At 73.6% G+C, this 17,341-nt stretch carries 15 protein-coding genes; 2 read left to right on the forward strand and 13 right to left on the reverse strand.

Annotation, left to right across the window (positions count from 1 at the left end; genetic code table 11):
* Positions 1–27: 27 nt before the first annotated feature.
* Positions 28–1,014 carry a sugar-binding transcriptional regulator gene (locus tag VIW71_RS03150; RefSeq protein ID WP_331620414.1) on the reverse strand — a complete coding sequence of 329 codons (987 nt, stop codon included), beginning with the start codon at positions 1,012–1,014 and terminating at the stop codon, positions 28–30.
* Positions 1,015–1,138: 124 nt separating this feature from the next.
* Entirely contained in the window at positions 1,139–1,804 is a 666-nt protein-coding gene (rpe, locus tag VIW71_RS03155) for a ribulose-phosphate 3-epimerase (RefSeq protein ID WP_331620357.1), read from the reverse strand.
* A 242-nt stretch (positions 1,805–2,046) separates the two neighbouring features.
* Here rpe and VIW71_RS03160 point away from each other — a divergent pair, with 242 nt between their 5' ends.
* Entirely contained in the window at positions 2,047–4,215 is a 2,169-nt protein-coding gene (locus VIW71_RS03160; RefSeq protein ID WP_331620358.1) for an MMPL family transporter, read from the forward strand.
* Positions 4,216–4,251: 36 nt separating this feature from the next.
* Here VIW71_RS03160 and VIW71_RS03165 read toward each other — a convergent pair whose 3' ends face one another.
* From VIW71_RS03165 to def, 3 genes are all read right to left on the reverse strand, one after another.
* Positions 4,252–5,637, reverse strand: coding sequence for an RsmB/NOP family class I SAM-dependent RNA methyltransferase (locus tag VIW71_RS03165; protein WP_414720637.1), 1,386 nt, complete (start codon positions 5,635–5,637; stop codon positions 4,252–4,254).
* A 199-nt stretch (positions 5,638–5,836) separates the two neighbouring features.
* Positions 5,837–6,775 (reverse strand): methionyl-tRNA formyltransferase, encoded by a 939-nt coding sequence (gene fmt, locus VIW71_RS03170; RefSeq protein ID WP_331620361.1) that lies wholly within the window; start codon positions 6,773–6,775, stop codon positions 5,837–5,839.
* An 89-nt stretch (positions 6,776–6,864) separates the two neighbouring features.
* Positions 6,865–7,413, reverse strand: coding sequence for a peptide deformylase (gene def, locus VIW71_RS03175; RefSeq protein WP_331620362.1), 549 nt, complete (start codon positions 7,411–7,413; stop codon positions 6,865–6,867).
* Between the two features lie 376 nt (positions 7,414–7,789).
* On the opposite strand from def, the gene VIW71_RS03180 reads away from it, so the two are divergent.
* On the forward strand, positions 7,790–8,224 hold the full coding sequence (locus tag VIW71_RS03180; protein WP_331620363.1) for a hypothetical protein: 435 nt from the start codon (positions 7,790–7,792) through the stop codon (positions 8,222–8,224).
* A 457-nt stretch (positions 8,225–8,681) separates the two neighbouring features.
* Here VIW71_RS03180 and VIW71_RS03185 read toward each other — a convergent pair whose 3' ends face one another.
* From VIW71_RS03185 to VIW71_RS03220, 8 genes are all read right to left on the reverse strand, one after another.
* Positions 8,682–10,862 (reverse strand): primosomal protein N', encoded by a 2,181-nt coding sequence (locus VIW71_RS03185; protein ID WP_331620364.1) that lies wholly within the window; start codon positions 10,860–10,862, stop codon positions 8,682–8,684.
* A 69-nt stretch (positions 10,863–10,931) separates the two neighbouring features.
* Positions 10,932–12,143 (reverse strand): methionine adenosyltransferase, encoded by a 1,212-nt coding sequence (metK, locus tag VIW71_RS03190; protein WP_331620365.1) that lies wholly within the window; start codon positions 12,141–12,143, stop codon positions 10,932–10,934.
* Between the two features lie 235 nt (positions 12,144–12,378).
* Positions 12,379–13,584 carry a bifunctional phosphopantothenoylcysteine decarboxylase/phosphopantothenate--cysteine ligase CoaBC gene (coaBC, locus tag VIW71_RS03195; RefSeq protein ID WP_331620366.1) on the reverse strand — a complete coding sequence of 402 codons (1,206 nt, stop codon included), beginning with the start codon at positions 13,582–13,584 and terminating at the stop codon, positions 12,379–12,381.
* Positions 13,585–13,707: 123 nt separating this feature from the next.
* A complete protein-coding gene (gene rpoZ, locus VIW71_RS03200; protein WP_331620367.1) occupies positions 13,708–13,983 on the reverse strand; it encodes a DNA-directed RNA polymerase subunit omega in 276 nt (91 codons plus the stop codon).
* Positions 13,984–14,097: 114 nt separating this feature from the next.
* On the reverse strand, positions 14,098–14,721 hold the full coding sequence (gene gmk, locus VIW71_RS03205) for a guanylate kinase (RefSeq protein ID WP_331620369.1): 624 nt from the start codon (positions 14,719–14,721) through the stop codon (positions 14,098–14,100).
* A 37-nt stretch (positions 14,722–14,758) separates the two neighbouring features.
* Positions 14,759–15,082, reverse strand: coding sequence for an integration host factor (locus tag VIW71_RS03210; RefSeq protein ID WP_031515413.1), 324 nt, complete (start codon positions 15,080–15,082; stop codon positions 14,759–14,761).
* A gap of 264 nt (positions 15,083–15,346) precedes the next feature.
* The gene (gene pyrF, locus VIW71_RS03215; RefSeq protein WP_331620371.1) at positions 15,347–16,234 is read right to left on the reverse strand and encodes an orotidine-5'-phosphate decarboxylase; all 888 of its coding nucleotides are present in this window, start codon (positions 16,232–16,234) and stop codon (positions 15,347–15,349) included.
* Positions 16,231–17,340 carry a quinone-dependent dihydroorotate dehydrogenase gene (locus tag VIW71_RS03220; protein WP_331620373.1) on the reverse strand — a complete coding sequence of 370 codons (1,110 nt, stop codon included), beginning with the start codon at positions 17,338–17,340 and terminating at the stop codon, positions 16,231–16,233. Before VIW71_RS03220 ends, pyrF begins: the two co-directional genes overlap by 4 nt.
* Position 17,341 lies beyond the last annotated feature (1 nt).

A 17,341-nucleotide genomic window follows, 5' to 3' on the forward strand; every position in this document is an offset into this window, starting at 1 on the left:
ATCGCGGCGCCGCGCGCCGCGCCGGCCTCACGGGCCGTCGGGGTCCGCCCGGTCGAGGGCGGGCCGGGCGGGGGGCTCGGTGGTACGCAGCAGGTGCTCGGCCGCCCCGGTGTCGGTGACCAGGCTGGTGACCAGGCCGGAGCGGAGCACCGCGTCGATGGCGGCGGCCTTGCGCCGACCGCCCGCGACGGCCAGCACCTCGGGGATGCGCCGCAGCCGGTCGGCCTCGATGGTGATGCACCGCTCCCCCAGGTCGCGGCCGACCTGGCGGCCCTGCGCGTCGAAGAGCTGCGAGGACATCTCCGCGGCCACCCCGAGGCCCGCGTAGTGCCGGCGCTCGACGTCGGTGAGCGCGTCGTGGACGGTGGAGACGCCCGCCTCCCAGGAGCCGACCGAGACCACGGCCACGGTGACCTTGTCGAAGTGGCTCATGGCGGCGGCGATCTGGCTCTGCGCCCGCAGCGCGGCGGCCGTGGCGGGGTCGGCCAGCACCATCGGCGCGTACAGCGGGTGGGCCTCGCCGCCGGAGACCGCGGCGGCGGTGCGTACCGCCTCGACGGAGCCGCGTTCCGCGGTGCCGACGTCGTACACCCCGGTCAGCTGCACGACCGTGCAGGGCGCCAGTCGCTCCAGGGCGTTGGCCATGGTGATGATGGACCGGCCCCAGGCCAGGCCGAGCACGTCGCCGTCGCTGACGAGTTCGCCGAGCAGGCCGGCCGCGACCGTGCCCAGGTTCTCCTGGTCGGGCGCGTCGGCCTGCTCGGCGGGGGTCTCCACGACCACCGCGTGCCGCAGTCCGTAGTGCGCGCGCAGGGCGTCGGAGCGCTCGGCGTCGAGCTCGGCGGGAACCCTGATCTCGATCCGGACGAGGTCGCGTTCGAGCGCGGTCTCCAGAACGCGGGCCACCTTGAACCGGCTGACCCCGAACTCCTCGGCGATCTGGATCTTCGACTTGCCCTCCAGGTAGAAGCGACGCGCCATCGCCGCAGCCTGGACCATCTCGCCGGGGCCCATGCGCACCTGAGTGCGGCCTGTGCTCACGTCACTTCTCCCCAGTCACCCATCTGATCCGCTCCGCGCTCATACTCGCAGACACCCGGGGTTACGGGCGCGTAGCTTCGTGCCCGGCGCCACTCTGTCAGTGGACGTGGACGGCGGCGGCCTGTTCACGCAGTGCGCGGACCGCCGCGGCGGGGTCGTCGGCCCCGTACACGGCCGAGCCGGCCACGAAGACGTCGGCGCCGGCCTCGGCGCAGCGCTCTATGGTCCCGGCGGAGACGCCGCCGTCGACCTGGAGCCACATGCTCAGCCCGTACCTGTCGATCAGGGCCCGGGTGCGGCGGATCTTCGGCAGCATGATGTCCAGGAACGCCTGGCCGCCGAAACCCGGCTCCACGGTCATGATCAGCACCATGTCGAGTTCGGGCAGCAGGTCCTCGTACGGCTCGATCGGCGTCGCGGGCCTGAGCGCCATCGAGGCGCGGGCGCCCTTGGCGCGGATCTCGCGGGCCAGCCGGACCGGCGCGGCGGCGGCCTCGGCGTGGAAGGTGACCGAGCCGGCGCCGGCCTCCACGTAGGCGGGAGCCCAGCGGTCCGGCTGCTCGATCATCAGGTGGCAGTCGAGCGGGATGCCCGTGGCCTTGTGCAGCGACTCGACGACCGGGATCCCCAGCGTGAGGTTCGGGACGAAGTGGTTGTCCATGACGTCGACGTGGAGCCAGTCGGCTCCCTCGACCGCCTGCGCCTCCTCGGCGAGCCGGGCGAAGTCGGCGGACAGGATGCTGGGGTTGATCTGCACACTCATGTGCCCAGCAAACCAGAATCCGGGCCGGCGGTGGAGGGCTGTTCCACCGGAGTACGGCGGGGACCGGCTCGCCGGCGGGCGCCGGAGCGCACTCCGTGACGGTGCGGACCCGGCGGTAGACCCGGCGCGCGAACCCGGCGCGCGAAACCTGAACGCCGGTGCCATCCTGGTCGCGGACCGCTCTCCGGGCACGTCTGTGGAGGGCAGGGCGTCACCACGAGCGAACCTGGGGAACGCAACTCATGGCGAGCGGAACAGCGAGCGGAACACGGCACATCGCCCATCTGGTGTGCGGGCGGCGCGCCAAGTGGGTCGTTCTCGCACTGTGGGTGGTCGTGCTGGTGGTGGTCTCGCCGCTGGCGCAGAAGCTGACGGACGCGGAGAAGAACGACGCGGCGAGCTGGCTGCCCGGCAAGGCCGAGTCCACCCAGGTGCTCAGTCTGCAGAAGGACTTCGCGCCGGAGTCGGCGCCCGCGGTGGTGGTCTACACCCGGCCGGGCGGTCTGACCCCCGCGGACCTGGCGAAGATCCGCGGGGACGTGGCCACGGTCCGGTCGATGACCGCCCACGGCATCATCGGCTCCCGTACCGTCGGCCCGCTGCTGGACCGCCCGCAGTCGCCGCGCGCCGCGGAGTTCATCGTGCCGGTCTCGGTGGACGAGAGCGGCTGGACCTCCCTCTCGGACGCGGTGGACGACATCAGAGCCGTCACCGGCAAGGACACCGGCGGCCTCCAGGCGCACATCACCGGGCCCGCCGGGTTCGCCGCGGACTCCAACAACGCCTTCGAGGGCATCGACGGCACGCTGCTGTTCTCGGCGCTCGCGGTGGTCGTCGTCATCCTGCTGTTCACCTACCGCAGCCTCAGCCTGCTCTTCCTTCCGGTGATCTCGGTGGTCGGCGCGCTCTTCAGCGCCCAGGCGGTGGTCTACCTGCTGGCCGAGCACGCCGGCCTGGTGGTCAACGCGCAGAGCGCCGGCATCCTGACGGTGCTGGTGTTCGGCGCCGGTACGGACTACGCGCTGCTGCTGGTGGCCCGCTACCGGGAGGAGTTGCGGCGGCACGAGGACCGGCACGAGGCGATGGCGCTCGCGCTGCACCGCGCGGGCCCCGCGATCATCGCCAGCGCCGCCACGGTGGCGCTGAGCATGCTCTGCCTGCTGGCCGCCGAGATGAACTCCACCTCCGGGCTCGGCCCGGTCGCGGCGGTCGGCGTGACCGTCGGGCTGATCGCGATGCTCACCCTCTTCCCGGCGCTGCTGGTGATCTTCGGCCGCTGGGTGTTCTGGCCCGCGGTCCCGCATCTCGGCACCCCGGAACCGACCAGGACCGGGCGGTGGGCGCGGATCGGCGAGCGGGTCAGCCGCCGGCCGCGCGCCGTGTGGGTGACCACGGTCGCCGTGCTGGGGGCGCTCTCCTTCGGACTGCTCGCCCTCAACTCGACCGGACTGTCCGCCGCAGACAGCTTCACCGACACCCCCGACTCGGTGGTCGGCCAGCGGGTGCAGGCCCGCTACTTCCCGGCCGGCGGCGGGCAGCCGCTGGTGGTGATCGCCCGGGCGGACGCGGCCGTCGAGGTGAAGTCCGCGCTCACCTCGGTGCCGGGCGTGGTGACCGGCTCGGTCGGCGCGCCGCCCGGCGTGCCCCCGGAGAACAACGGCCGGGTCTACCTGGAGGCCACCCTGACCGACCGCCCGGACAGCCAGGCCGCGAAGGACACGGTGGACCTGGCGCGCGACACCCTGCACAGGATCCCGGGTGCGGACGCGAAGGTCGGCGGGGGCACCGCCGTCATCAAGGACACCGGCGAGGCGTCGGCCCGGGACGACGCACTGCTCATCCCGCTGATCCTGCTGGTGGTGCTGCTGATTCTGGCGGTACTGCTGCGGGCGGTGGTCGCGCCGTTGGTGCTGATCGGCACGGTGGTGCTCTCCTTCGCCGCCGCGCTGGGCGTGAGCGCGCTGGCCTTCCGGCACGTGCTGGACTTCCCTGCCGAGGACACCGCCTTCCCGCTCTTCGTCTTCGTCTTCCTGGTCGCCCTCGGCATCGACTACAACATCTTCCTGATGACCCGCATCCGCGAGGAGAGCGCGCGCCTGGGCACCGGCGAGGGCGTACGGACCGGGCTCGCGGCGACCGGCGGTGTGATCACCTCGGCCGGACTGGTGCTGGCGGGCACCTTCGCGGCGCTGGGCACCCTGCCGGTGGTCGGCTTCGCCGAGATCGGCTTCGCGGTGGCGTTCGGCGTCCTGCTGGACACGTTCGTGGTGCGGTCCGTGCTGGTCTCGGCGCTCACCCTGGACCTGGGCGACCGGGTGTGGTGGCCGGGGGACCTCAGCCGCGGCTGGCACGTCGGCGGGCCGGCCGAGCCGGCACCGCACGATGCGGACGTGCCGGCCGAGCGGCGGTAGGTACCGTACGGTACGGGCGCTCGGGTGCCCCCGGGCTCACCCCGTACGGCGCAGCAGCGCGAGGTACATCGCGTCCGTGCCGTGCAGGTGCGGCCAGAGCTGCACGTCGGGGCCCTCGCCCAGGGCCGGGACTCCGGGCAGCAGGGGCCGGGCGTCGATCCACTGCGCGGCGGGCGCGTGGCCGCCGCGCAGCACGTCCTCGACGACCGCGCGGGTCTCGGCCAGGTGCGGGGAGCAGGTGGCGTAGCCGACCACGCCGCCGACGCGGACCGCGCGCAGCGCCTCGGTGAGCAGCCCGCGCTGGAGCGGCCCGAACCCGGCCACGTCCTCGGCGCGGCGCCGCCAGCGGGCTTCGGGGCGGCGCCGCAGGGCGCCGAGGCCGGTGCACGGCACGTCGACCAGGACCCGGTCGAAGGAGCCGGGCGCCCAGGCCGGACGGGTGCCGTCGGCCACCACGACCTGGTACGGGCCCGGGTTGCCGGCCAGCGCACGGCTGACCAGCCGGGCGCGGTGCGACTGTTTCTCGGCGGCGACCAGCTCGGCCCCGCGGTCCGCCGCGAGCGCGGCCAGCAACGCGGCCTTCCCACCAGGACCCGCGCAACCGTCCAGCCAGCGCGCGTCGGGACCCTCCTCCAGCGGCGCCGCGGCCAGTGCGGCGGCCACCAGCTGGCTGCCCTCGTCCTGCACTCCGGCCCGGCCCTCGCGTACCGCCGGGACACCGGCCGGGTCGCCGCCCTCGGCGAGCCGTACCGCGTACGGCGACCAGCGGCCGGGCAGCGCGGAGTCGGCGGGCAGCGAGTCGGCGATCTCCTGCGGGGTGGACCGGCCGGGCCGCGCGACCAGCGTCACCTCGGGCCGCTCGTTGTCGGCGGCGAGCAGTTCCTCGATGCCCGCCCGGCCGCCGCCGAGCGCGTCCCACAGCGCGGACACCACCCAGCGCGGATGCGAGTGCACGACCGCGAGGTGGTCCTCCGGGTCCTCGTCGTAGGGCGGCGCCACCTGGTCCAGCCAGGTGTCCAGGTCCTGGGCGGAGATCCGGCGCAGCACCGCGTTGACGAACTTCGCCCGTCCGTCGCCGACGACGACCCTGGCGAGGTCCACGGTGGCCGAGACCGCGGCGTGGGTGGGGATGCGGGTACCGAGCAACTGGTGGGCGCCCAGCGCGAGTACGTCGAGCACCGGCGGATCGACCTCGCGCAGCGGCCGGTCCACGCACGCGGCGATCACCGCGTCGTACGTCCCCTGGTGCCGCAGCGTCCCGTACACCAGCTCCGTGGCCAGCGCCGCGTCCCGCCGGTCGAACCCGCCGCCCCGTTTCGCCGCGTCCTCCTCGGCGGTCCTCAGCAGCCCGGGCAGCACGAGGTTGGCGTAGGCGTCCCGTTCCCCCACCGCCCGCAGCGCCTCGTACGCGAGCACCCGCACGGGATCGCGATGCGGACGGCGGTAGGGCTTGCCCTGCGGGCCGTGCTGCGGTTTTTGGCGGGGTTTGTGCTGGAACGTGCCGTGCGGACGGCGGCGCGTGTGCTCGTTCACGTGAAAGGTGCTCCGGATTTTTTGGGCGAGGTGGGTCGGCGTCCAGCGTACGACCGCCCCTGCGGGCGGGCGGTCCGTCGCCGGGAGGTTACGGCTTTCCGCCCAGGCGTTCGCCGGAGGACAGGCGGGTACCGCGGGTCCAGTCGGGGGCGGGCATGCGCTTCTTGCTCTGGGGCTGGACGTCGGTGAGCTGGACAACGTGGCTGCCGGTGCCGACGTGGACGGTGTTCTTGGTGACGGCGAGCTCGCCCGGGGCGAGGTCGGTCCGGTCGGGGGTCAGACGGACCGGGCCGAGCTTGAGGCGTTCACCGGCGACGAGGGTCCAGGCGCCCGGGGCGGGAGTGCAGGCGCGGATCAGCCGGTCGATGCGGAGGGCGGGCGCGGACCAGTCCACTGCGGCGTCCTCGACGGTGATCTTCGGGGCGAGGGTGATGCCGTCGGCGGGCTGGGGGCGGGCGACGAGCGAGCCGTCCTCGATGCCGTCCACCGTGGCGGTCAGCAGCCGCGCCCCGCTGTGCGCGAGCCGGCCGAGCAGATCGCCGCTGGTGTCGGTGGGCCGGATCTCCTCGGTGATCACGCCGTAGACCGGCCCCGAGTCGAGACCCTGTTCGATGAGGAAGGTGGACGCTCCGGTCACCTCGTCCCCGGCCATCACCGCGTGCTGTACGGGGGCCGCGCCGCGCCACGCGGGCAGCAGCGAGAAGTGCAGGTTGACCCAGCCGCGCGCGGGCACCTCCAGCGCGGCCCCGGGCAGCAGCGCGCCGTACGCGACGACCGGGCAGCAGTCGGGGGCGATCTCCCGCAGCCGGGCGAGGAAGTCCTCGTCACGCGGCCGGACCGGCTTGAGCACCTCGATCCCCGCTTCCTGCGCCCGCTGGGCGACCGGGCTGGCCAGCAGCCTGCGCCCGCGGCCGGCGGTCGCGTCGGGCCGGGTCACCACGGCCGCCACCTCGTGCCGGTCGGAGGCGAGCAGGGCGTCCAGTGCGGGTAGGGCGGCCTCGGGGGTGCCGGCGAAGACAAGCCTCATCGTGCGGGTGTGCCTCTCGGTGGGCGGTGCGGGTGGGTGGCGCGGGCGTGCGGGGCTTACGGGGGGCGGGGCGCGAGCCGGCCGGCTGACTACAGCGCGCGGCCGAACGTGTCGTGCGGGGAGATCCTCACCTGCGGCGGGACCGCCGCCCCGCCCCACTCCGCCTCACGGATCGCCTTCATCGCCGCCTTGCGCTGCTCGGTGTCGAGCCGGTCGACGAAGATGACGCCGTCCAGGTGGTCGGTCTCGTGCTGTATGCAGCGGGCCAGGCGCTGGGTGCCCTCGATGGTCACCGGGTCGCCGTACATGTTGAACCCTCGGGCGACGACACCGTACGCGCGCCTGCAGTCGTACGTCAGGCCCGGCAGCGACAGGCAGCCCTCGGGGCCGTCCTGCTCCTCCTCGCTGAGGGTGAGGTCGGGATTGACCAGGTGGCCCAGCTCGCCCTCCACGAAGTAGGTGAACACCCGCAGGGAGACGCCGAGTTGCGGGGCGGCCAGGCCGGCGCCCGGGGCGTCCTGCATGGTGTCGGTCAAGTCCTTGACCAGGGTGCGGAGTTCGGCGTCGAAGGTGGTGACCGGCTGCGCCGTCATGCGCAGCACCGGGTCGCCGAAGAGGCGGATGGGCTTGACGGGCACGGCGGTCTTCTCCTGTGCGTGCGGCGGCGGGACGGTCAATTCTAGGGCCGCGTCAGCCGGAGTTCGCCCCGTCGCGGCACCCGGCACGGCGCCCTGCGACGCTGCCGCATCGACCGAGCAGATGACGAGGCCGAATCCGGCGCCGTGCGACGCACCGCCTCCGGACACCGCTCCTCGACGGGCGACCCCGCACCCCCTGCCGGGGCGGCACCAGGGCGCGCCCCGGCAGGGGGTGCACGCCCGCTCGTGCGCCCCCCGCAGGTGGGGGTGTGCCCCCAGGTGCGTGACTCCTTGGGCGGGTGGCGCGTTGGTCAAGTGAGTTTGACTCGTTCGGACTCGTTCGACTCCTGTAACCGCCGGTTGGAGAGGCTTGTTGATGCCCGACCACGCAACTCCTGATGCCCAGGCACGGGCAAGCCTGCACCTGCTGGTGCGGGACATCGAAAGGGTCCGCCGCCAGGTGGACGCGCTGCGCACCCTGACCGCCCAGTTGGGCAACGTGTACCGGCCGCGCCGCGGCGGCCCCACCGCCGGCTTCGTGGTGTACGGGCGGGCGCCCGCGCCGACCGTACGACTCGCCCAGGAGCTGCGGGACAGCGTGGAGACGCTGGTCACAGCCGCGGTCGAGTTCGACCGCTCGCTCGGCTTCTCGTGGGACGCGGTGGGCTCCGCACTCGGCGTCACCAAGCAGGCCGTGCACCGGCGGTACGGGGGGCGGCGGGGCTCCCCGCCGCCCGGAGCCGCCCCGGAGGAGCAGGCGGCCCACCCCACGCCGACCGTCCCCGCCCTCCCGGGCCCCCGCAACGGCTGAGCCCACAGGTGGGCAGCGGGCGCGCGGGTCTGCCGCATCCCGTAGGACCGCAACCTGACCCGGCGGCGTCGGTCGTGCCCTGCGTCCTGGCCCTCCCGCGCGCGCCGGCCGTGGTCGACCGCCGGGTAGCCCGGAGGGGACGCGGGCCTGTCTGACAGATAGCGCCGTCCGCCCGCGGGGCGATGCTCGCGGGGTCCGGTGCGTACGATCGCACGGCGGAGCGCCGTCGCCGTAGCGGCGTAGCGGACATAGCGGCGTAGCGGGCATGCTCCGACGACCCCGACAACGCAGCGAGCATGCGTGCCGGGCACCGCGGGGCAGGCGGGACGTGTCAGACAGGCCCGCGGTCCCCCCTCCCGTGAAGTGGTCGCATTCCGCGGGAGGGGGCAGCCCGCGCCGCCGGACAGCGGGCGGCCCGCACGGAATGCGGTCACCCGTGCGGGCCGCCGGAGCACTCTCACCCGATGTCCGGCGGGTCCATGCGGATGAGGACGGGGTCCGGGGCGCCCCGGGTCGCGCGGGCGACCTGCGCCTCCTTGAGCGACGAGGCGAGCGCGGACCCGCTTCCCGGGGGCACCCGGAGCAGCAGCCGTTCCGACGGCCCGCCGGCGGAAGCCGCACCCGCCCGCCGGGGCCGGGCGGACCCCGGAACCCCCGAAGCCGGAACCGGAACCGGCCCGAGCAATTCCGTGCCCGGCGGCAGCCGGACCGTGTCGACGAAGTCGGCGAGCGCCGCCGCCGCCCCCGTCACCGAAGCCATCCGCGACACAGGAGGAAACCGCAGCTCCGCCCGCTCCGCCAGCTCCCGCACCGCGTGCCCCGCCGGGTCCCACCGGACGAGCGCCTGCACCGGCCGCAGCGTGGGCTCGGCCAGCACGAGCACCGTGCCGCCCTCCGACGCCGGCCGTACCAGCGCCGCCGCCTGCGCCCACCGGCGCAGCGCCTCCTCGCCTGCCCGCAGGTCGGGCCGGCTGAGCAGCGCCCACCCGTCGAGCAGCAGCGCCGCCGCGTACCCCTCGTCGGCGACGGGTTCCGCCCCTGGCGTGGCGATGACGAGCGCCGGCGCGCCCCCCACCGAGCCGAGCACCGTGTCCCGCCCGGATGTCCGCACCGGCACCCGCGGAAAGGCCCGCCCCAGCTCCTCGGCGGTGCGCCGGGCCCCGACCACCCGGGCGCGCAGCCGGGTCCCGCCGCACAACGCGCAGTGCCAGTCGGCCGCGGGCCGCCCGCACCACCCGCAGGACGGGGTGGCCTTCTCGTCGCGGAGTTCCAGCGGCCCGGCGCACGCGGCGCACCGCGCGGGCTCCCGGCAGCGGTCGCAGGCGAGCCTGGGCACGTACCCGCGACGCGGCACCTGGACGAGGACCGGTCCGCGGGTCAGCGCGTCCCGGGTGACCTGCCAGGCCACTGACGGCAGCCGGGCCGCACGGGCCGCCTCGTCCCGCGCCTGATCGGCGTCGCCGACGGTACGTATCAACGGCGCCGCCGCCCGTACCTCGTCGCGTGCCGCAGCCAGCGGCAGTGCCCAGCCGCTGTCGACGAGTTGCGCCGCTTCCACGGTGGTGGTGATGCCGCCGAGCAGGAAGGCGGTGCGTTCCTCCCTGGCGCGCAGCAGCAGCACGTCGCGGGCGTGCGGCTGCGGTGCGTGCTGCTCGGCGTGGCTGGAGTCGCCGTCGTCCCAGAGCACGATGAGCCCGAGGCCGGCGACGGGAGCGAACATCGCCGCCCGGGTGCCGACCACCGCCCGTACCGCCCCCCGGCTGACCGCGAGCCAGCGCCGGTACCGCTCCTCCGGGCCGGCGTCCGCGGTGAGCATGACGTGGCGGCCCTCGCCGATCAGCTCGGTGAGCGCCGCGTCCACCCGGGCGGCGGCCCGGCCGTCGGGCAGCACGGCGAGCGCGCCCCGCCCGGCGGCGAGCGCGGTGGCCATGGCCACCGCCAGTTCGCGCGGCCAGTGCGGGCCCGGTAGCGCGAGCCACACCCCGCGCGGGGTGTCACCCCTGCTCAGCGCCCGGAGATAGGCGGGCCCGGTGGTGTAACGCGTCCAGGTGCCGGGCGGCGGCGCGGCGGGGTCGGTGGCGGTCCCCCCAGCGGTGGCCGGGGGTGGCCCGGGCCACGGCTCGCGTTCCGCCCGTGCCATCCGCGGTGGGACCGCGAGCTGTACGACGTCGGCGAGCGCGCCCGCGTACCGGTCGGCGACCTGGCGGCACAGCATGAGCAGCGGCGGGGTGAGGACGGGTTCGGTGGAGAGGACCTGGGCGAGCGGGGCGAGCGGGCCTCGGAAGTCGCTGTCGGTGCGGCGCTCGACGATGAAGCCGTCGTGCAGGGTGCCGCCCTCGCGGCGGCCCTTGACGACGCGCGCCCCGAAGCGGACCCGGACCCGTACTCCCGGCTGGGCGTCCCGGTCCATCGCGGCGGGCACGGCGTAGTCGAAGAACTGGTCGAGGTGGAGGAGCCCCTTGTCCACCAGGACACGGGCCACCGGCAGCCCTTCGGCGAGCGCGGCCCCCCGCCAGGTGCGGGGTTTGGCGCGCGGTTCCTTGGAACGGCGGACCGTCTCCCGGATGAGCGCGAGCTGCTCGCCCCCCGCGGGCTCGCCCGCGGGGCGCTGTCCGGGATTCCCGTGCTCGCCGCTCACTCTCATTTCCTACCAGACAGGACCGACAGCGGTCCCCGGCGCACAACGGTGCTACGGAGTCGCCGCGCGTTACAGGTTCGCCGCCGTACGCAGCGCGTCCACCCGGTCCGTGCGTTCCCAGGTGAAGTCGGGCAGCTCGCGTCCGAAGTGCCCGTACGCGGCGGTCTGGGCGTAGATCGGCCGCAGCAGGTCCAGGTCGCGGATGATCGCGGCCGGACGCAGGTCGAAGACCTGGCCGATGGCCTGCTCGATCTTCTCCACGTCCACGTTCTCGGTGCCGAAGGTCTCGACGAACAGGCCGACGGGCTCGGCCTTGCCGATCGCGTACGCCACCTGCACCTCGCAGCGGGCGGCGAGGCCCGCCGCCACCACGTTCTTGGCGACCCAGCGCATGGCGTAGGCGGCGGACCGGTCGACCTTGGAGGGGTCCTTGCCGGAGAACGCGCCGCCGCCGTGGCGGGCCATGCCGCCGTAGGTGTCGATGATGATCTTCCGGCCGGTCAGGCCCGCGTCACCCATCGGACCGCCGATCTCGAACCGGCCGGTCGGGTTGACCAGCAGCCGGTATCCGTCGGTGTCCAGCTTGATGCCGTCGTCCAGCAGCGCCTTCAGCTCGACCTCGACCACGAACTCGCGGATGTCGGGGGCGAGCAGCGAATCCAGGTCGATGTCCGAGGCGTGCTGGGAGGAGACCACGACGGTGTCGAGGCGGACCGCCTTGTCCCCGTCGTACTCGATAGTGACCTGGGTCTTGCCGTCCGGACGCAGGTACGGGATGGTCCCGTTCTTGCGGACCTCGGTGAGCCGCCGGGACAGGCGGTGCGCCAGCGTGATGGGCAACGGCATCAGCTCCGGCGTCTCGTCCGAGGCGTAGCCGAACATCAGGCCCTGGTCGCCCGCGCCCTGCCTGCTGAGCTCGTCGTCCACGTCCCCGGTGACCCGCTTCTCGTACGCGGTGTCCACGCCCTGGGCGATGTCCGGCGACTGCGCGCCGATGGACACCGAGACGCCGCACGAGGCGCCGTCGAAGCCCTTCTTGGACGAGTCGTAGCCGATCTCCAGGATCTTGCCGCGCACCAGGGTGGCGATGTCGGCATAGGCGGTGGTCGTCACCTCGCCCGCGATATGCACCTGGCCGGTGGTGATCATCGTCTCGACGGCGACGCGGGAGGTGGGGTCCTCCTTCAGAAGCGCGTCGAGGATGGTGTCGCTGATCTGGTCAGCGATCTTGTCTGGATGTCCCTCGGTGACGGACTCCGAGGTGAACAGGCGGCGGGACACATCGCTCCCTGGGGTTGCAGCGGCTGCTGGCTCGATCGTGGCGGAGTGCGCGGGGCTGCGCCCGGCACTCCGCGGACAGTTTATCGTTCGTGTCCTCCCGGCGGACACGACATCTCGCACCTTGGATATGCCATGACCTGCGTCACCGTGTCCACCGCCGGAACGATGACTTCCAGCCATCACTCGAAAGCGTGACAATGGGGCGTTCTATTCGCGCCCGTCGGAGTGAAATTTTTCAGCCCAGCCGGGCCGTCACCAGATCCCACACCCGGTCCGCGAGCGCCTCCTTGGGCCCGTGCGGCACCGGGGTCTCGCTGCCGTCGGCGCCCAGGACCACCGCCTCGTTCTCCTCGGCGCCGAACACCTTGCGCTCGCCCACCTCGTTCACGACGAGGAGGTCGCAGCCCTTGCGGGCGAGCTTGGCGCGGCCGTTGGCGAGGACGTCGTCGGTCTCGGCGGCGAAGCCGACCACGAGCTGCCCGGCACGGGGCCGGTTCGCCGACAGTTCGGCCAGGATGTCCGGGTTGCGCACCAGGGGGATCGGCGCCGGCTCCTCCCCGTCCCTCTTCTTGATCTTGCCGGTGGCGTACGCGGCGGGCCGGAAGTCGGCGACGGCCGCGGCCATCACCACCACGTCGGCGTCCGCCGCGGCCTTCAGGACGGCCTCCCGGAGCTGGTCGGCGGTACCGGCGGTCAGCACGTCGGCGCCCGCCGGGTCGGGCAGCCCGGTGTTGGCCGCCACCAGGGTGACCCGGGCGCCGCGGGCGACGGCGGTGCGGGCCAGCGCGTAACCCTGCTTGCCGGACGAGCGGTTGCCCAGGTAGCGGACCGGGTCGAGCGGTTCGCGGGTGCCGCCGGCGCTGATCACGACGTGCCGGCCGGCCAGGTCGCGCGGGAGGGCGCCGCCGCGGGCCAGGACCCGGCGGCAGACCTCGTAGATCTCGGCGGGTTCGGGCAGCCGGCCCTTGCCGGTGTCGGCTCCGGTGAGCCGGCCGACGGCGGGCTCGATGACCACGGCGCCACGGCGGCGCAGGGTGGCGACGTTGTCCTGGGTGGCCGGGTGCTCCCACATCTCGGTGTGCATCGCGGGGGCGAAGACCACCGGGCAGCGGGCGGTGAGCAGGGTGTTGGTGAGCAGGTCGTCGGCGAGGCCGTGGGCGGCCCTGGCCAGCAGGTCGGCGGTCGCGGGCGCGACCACCACCAGGTCGGCGTGCTGGCCGATGCGGACGTGCGGCACCTGGTGGACGTCGTCCCAGACCCGGGTCGGGACGGGGTTGCCGGACAGTGCCGACCAGGTGGCCTCGCCGACGAAGTGCAGCGCCGACTCGGTGGGCACCACCCGGACCTCGTGTCCCGACTCGGTCAGCCGCCGCAGCAGCTCGCACGCCTTGTAGGCGGCGATCCCGCCGCTCACGCCCAGCACGACCTGTGGCCTGCCCATCGCCTCTCCCGCCGACGTCGAAGAACCCGGGTGGGCGGAACCGCGGGGATTCCGCCCACCCCATGACACACCACGGGCCCGGCGGTCGCGCCGCCGGGCCCGGGATGAAGGTGAAGCGGGTGTTCAGTGTGCCGGCGGGGCCTCGACGGCCTCGGAGGTCAGCAGACCCGCGTTGATCTCGCGCAGCGCGATGGAGAGCGGCTTCTCGTGGACGTGGGTGTCCACCAGCGGGCCCACGTACTCCAGCAGGCCCTCGCCGAGCTGCGAGTAGTACGCGTTGATCTGGCGAGCGCGCTTGGCCGCGTAGATCACCAGGCTGTACTTGGAGTCGGTGGCTTCGAGCAGCTCGTCGATCGGCGGGTTGATGATGCCCTCGGGCGCGGTGATGGAAGAGGACACGCTCTACCTACCCCTACTTGTGGACGACAGGAGATTGCGGACGCGAAGCGAGGATCGACGGACGAGGAGCGGCGGAGACAGTGCGGACCGGGCTCACCGGACGTGGATCGACGATCAAACAATCTGCATCAAGGCTAGCAGCTCGTGCGCTACCGCCTCGACGGAGGTGTTGACAAGGGTCTGGTCGAACTCGGACTCGGCCGCCAGCTCGACCCGCGCGGCGGCCAGCCGCTCCTCGATCACCTCGGGTGATTCGGTGCCGCGGCCGGTGAGGCGGCGGACCAGCTCCTCCCAGCTCGGCGGGGCGAGGAAGACCAGATGGGCCTCGGGCATCGACTGGCGGACCAGCCGGGCACCCTGCAGGTCGATCTCCAGCAGTACCGGCTCACCCGCGGCGAGCTTGTCGAGCACGGCCCGGCGCGGAGTGCCGTACCGGTTGCCGGCGAACTCGGCCCACTCCAGCAGTTCGCCGTTGGCGACGAGTTTGTCGAACTCGTCGTCCTCGACGAAGAAGTACTGGACACCGTGCTCCTCACCGGGGCGCGGCTTGCGGGTGGTGGCGGACACCGAGAGCCAGACCTCGGGGTGCACCCTGCGGAGGTGGGCGACGACCGTGCTCTTGCCGACCCCGGAGGGGCCGGAGAGCACGGTCAGCCGCGGACGTCTGACCGGGTGGGCCGGGGTTGCCCCCTGCGATGCGAGGGGGCGGACCGTCCCCCGGGAGACTGCAGAGCTCATGGAGCGATTATCCCTGGTTCCCGGAGTGCTGGGACCGTCAGGCGGCGGTGCCGCCGAACTCGCGCTCCAGGGAGGCGATCTGGTTCGAGCCCAGCCCGCGCACCCGGCGGCTCTCGGAGATGCCGAGCCGCTCCATGATCTGCTTGGCGCGGACCTTGCCGACGCCAGGAAGGGATTCCAGCAGCGCGGAGACCTTCATCTTGCCGATGACATCGTTCTCCTGGCCCTGCTTGATGACCTCGTGCAGGGAGGCGCCGGAATGCTTGAGCCGGTTCTTGACCTCGGCGCGCTCCCGGCGAGCCGCGGCGGCCTTTTCGAGCGCGGCAGCGCGCTGTTCAGGGGTAAGGGGCGGAAGAGCCACGCCTACGTCACCTCGGATGTAGAGCAATCGGATATGGACCGTGTGGAACGACTCGCCCCGCGCCCGCGGGGCGATGAGCGGCGCGTTGAACCGCTCGCTCCTGTCGGAGACTAGCGGTCCGGACGGCCCAAGTCAGCGAGAACAGAGGAAAAGTCCTGGTCAGCCTCGATCCGAGCGGGCATTTGGGGCAAAACGGAGCAGGTTTCGGGGTCCATGCGGCCGGTGGTTGAATCCGGCCCCTTTGCCGGCTGATTTTCCGGCGTATTACCGGACGGTATTGCCGTCGACATTCCCGGCACCCGCGACCGCTTCCCGGACCTGCCGCGCATATGCCCGCACCGCTTTCCGCAGCGCCGCGGCGTCCGGGCCGTGGCGCAGCACGTCCCGGCTGACGCTCGGCAGCACATTCCCCAGGGCGCTGCCGAACAGGTCCGGCAGATCCGCCGCGGTGGCCCCCTGCGCGCCGATACCGGGGGCCAGCAGCGGGCCGTTGACCGCGAGGTCCACGCCCGCCTCGCGCAGCGTCGCCCCGACCACCGCGCCGACCGAGCCCAGCGGCGCCGCGCCGGCGTTCTCCGCGGTGATGTGGTCCAGCATCACCTGCGCGACCGACGCCCCGCCCGGCACCGTGGCCCGCTGCACCTCGGCGCCCTCCGGGTTGGACGTCAGCGCCAGTACGAAGACCCCGGCGCCGGAGATCCGCGCCGCGTCCAGCGCCGGCCGCAGCGAGCCGAACCCGAGGAACGGGCTCACCGTGACCGCGTCGCTGAACAGCGGCGAGTCCTTGTCGAGGTAGGTGGCGGCGTACGCGGCCATCGTTGACCCGATGTCGCCGCGCTTGGCGTCGGTCACCACCAGGGCGCCCGCCTGCCGGGCCGCCGCCACCGCCCGCTCCAGGACCGCGATCCCGCGCGACCCGAAGCGCTCGAAGAAGGCGGACTGCGGCTTGAGCACGGCCACCGTCCCGCCCAGCGCCTCCACCACGGTCATGGTGAACCGCTCGAGACCGGCGACGTCGTCGCTCAGCCCCCACTCCGCCAGCAGCGAGGTGTGCGGGTCGATGCCGACGCACAGCTGTCCCCGGGTGTCCATGGCGTGCCGCAGCCGGGCGCCGAAGGGTTCCGGCGTGGTCAGGGAGGTCGTGCCGGTCATGCGGTCACCTTCCGGGTGTCGGCGCCGACCGCGTCGGCGAGCGTGTCGTAGGGGCTGGCGGCCAGCCGCGCGGCCAGGCCCTTGTGCACCGCGCGCGCCCACAGCGGTCCCCGGTAGACGAACGCGCTGTACCCCTGGACCAGGGTGGCGCCGGCCAGAATGCGCTGCCAGGCGTCCTCGGCGTTCTCGACGCCGCCCACGCCGACCAGCGTGATCCGGTCGCCTACCCGCGCGTACAGCCGCCGCAGCACCTCCAGCGAGCGCGCTCCGAGCGGCGCACCGGACAGCCCGCCGGTCTCCCGTACCAGGGCCGGGTCCGATGCCAGGCCCAGGCTCTCGCGGGCGATCGTCGTATTGGTGGCGATGATCCCGTCCAGGCCCAGTTCCACCGCGAGGTCGGCCACCGCGTCCACGTCCTCGTCGGCGAGGTCGGGCGCGATCTTGACCAGCAGCGGCACCCGCCGGCCGGTCACCGTGCGGTCGGCGGCCTCGCGCACCGCGCTGAGCAGCGGCCGGAGCGCGGAGGTGGCCTGGAGGTCGCGCAGCCCCGGGGTGTTCGGCGAGGACACGTTGACGACCAGGTAGTCGGCATGGGCGGCCAACCGCTCGGTGGACGTCACGTAGTCCGCGACGGCCTCCTCCTCGGGGACGGCCTTGGTCTTGCCGATGTTGACGCCGACGGTGGTGGGGAAGACCGCCGTGCGGGCCGCCAGGCGCGCGGCGACGGCCGCCGAGCCGTCGTTGTTGAACCCCATGCGGTTGATCAGCGCGCGGTCCTCGACCAGCCGGAAGAGCCGCTTGCGCGGGTTGCCCGGCTGGCCCTGCCCGGTCACGGTGCCCACCTCGACGTGGTCGAAGCCGAGCATCGCCATGCCGTCGATCGCGACCGCGTTCTTGTCGAACCCGGCGGCCAGACCGAACGGCCCGCGCATGGCCAGCCCGAACGCCTCGGTCCGCAGGTCCGGGTACCGCGGCGCGAACACCGCGGCGACCAGGCTCCGCAGTCCCGGCACCCGCGCGGCCAGCCGGATCCATGCGAACGCCAGGCGGTGCGCCCGCTCGGGGTCCATCCGCCGGAAGACCAGCCGGAAGAAAAGGGCGTACATG

It is taken from the genome of Streptomyces sp. (assembly GCF_036524955.1).
Taxonomy (GTDB): domain Bacteria; phylum Actinomycetota; class Actinomycetes; order Streptomycetales; family Streptomycetaceae; genus Actinacidiphila.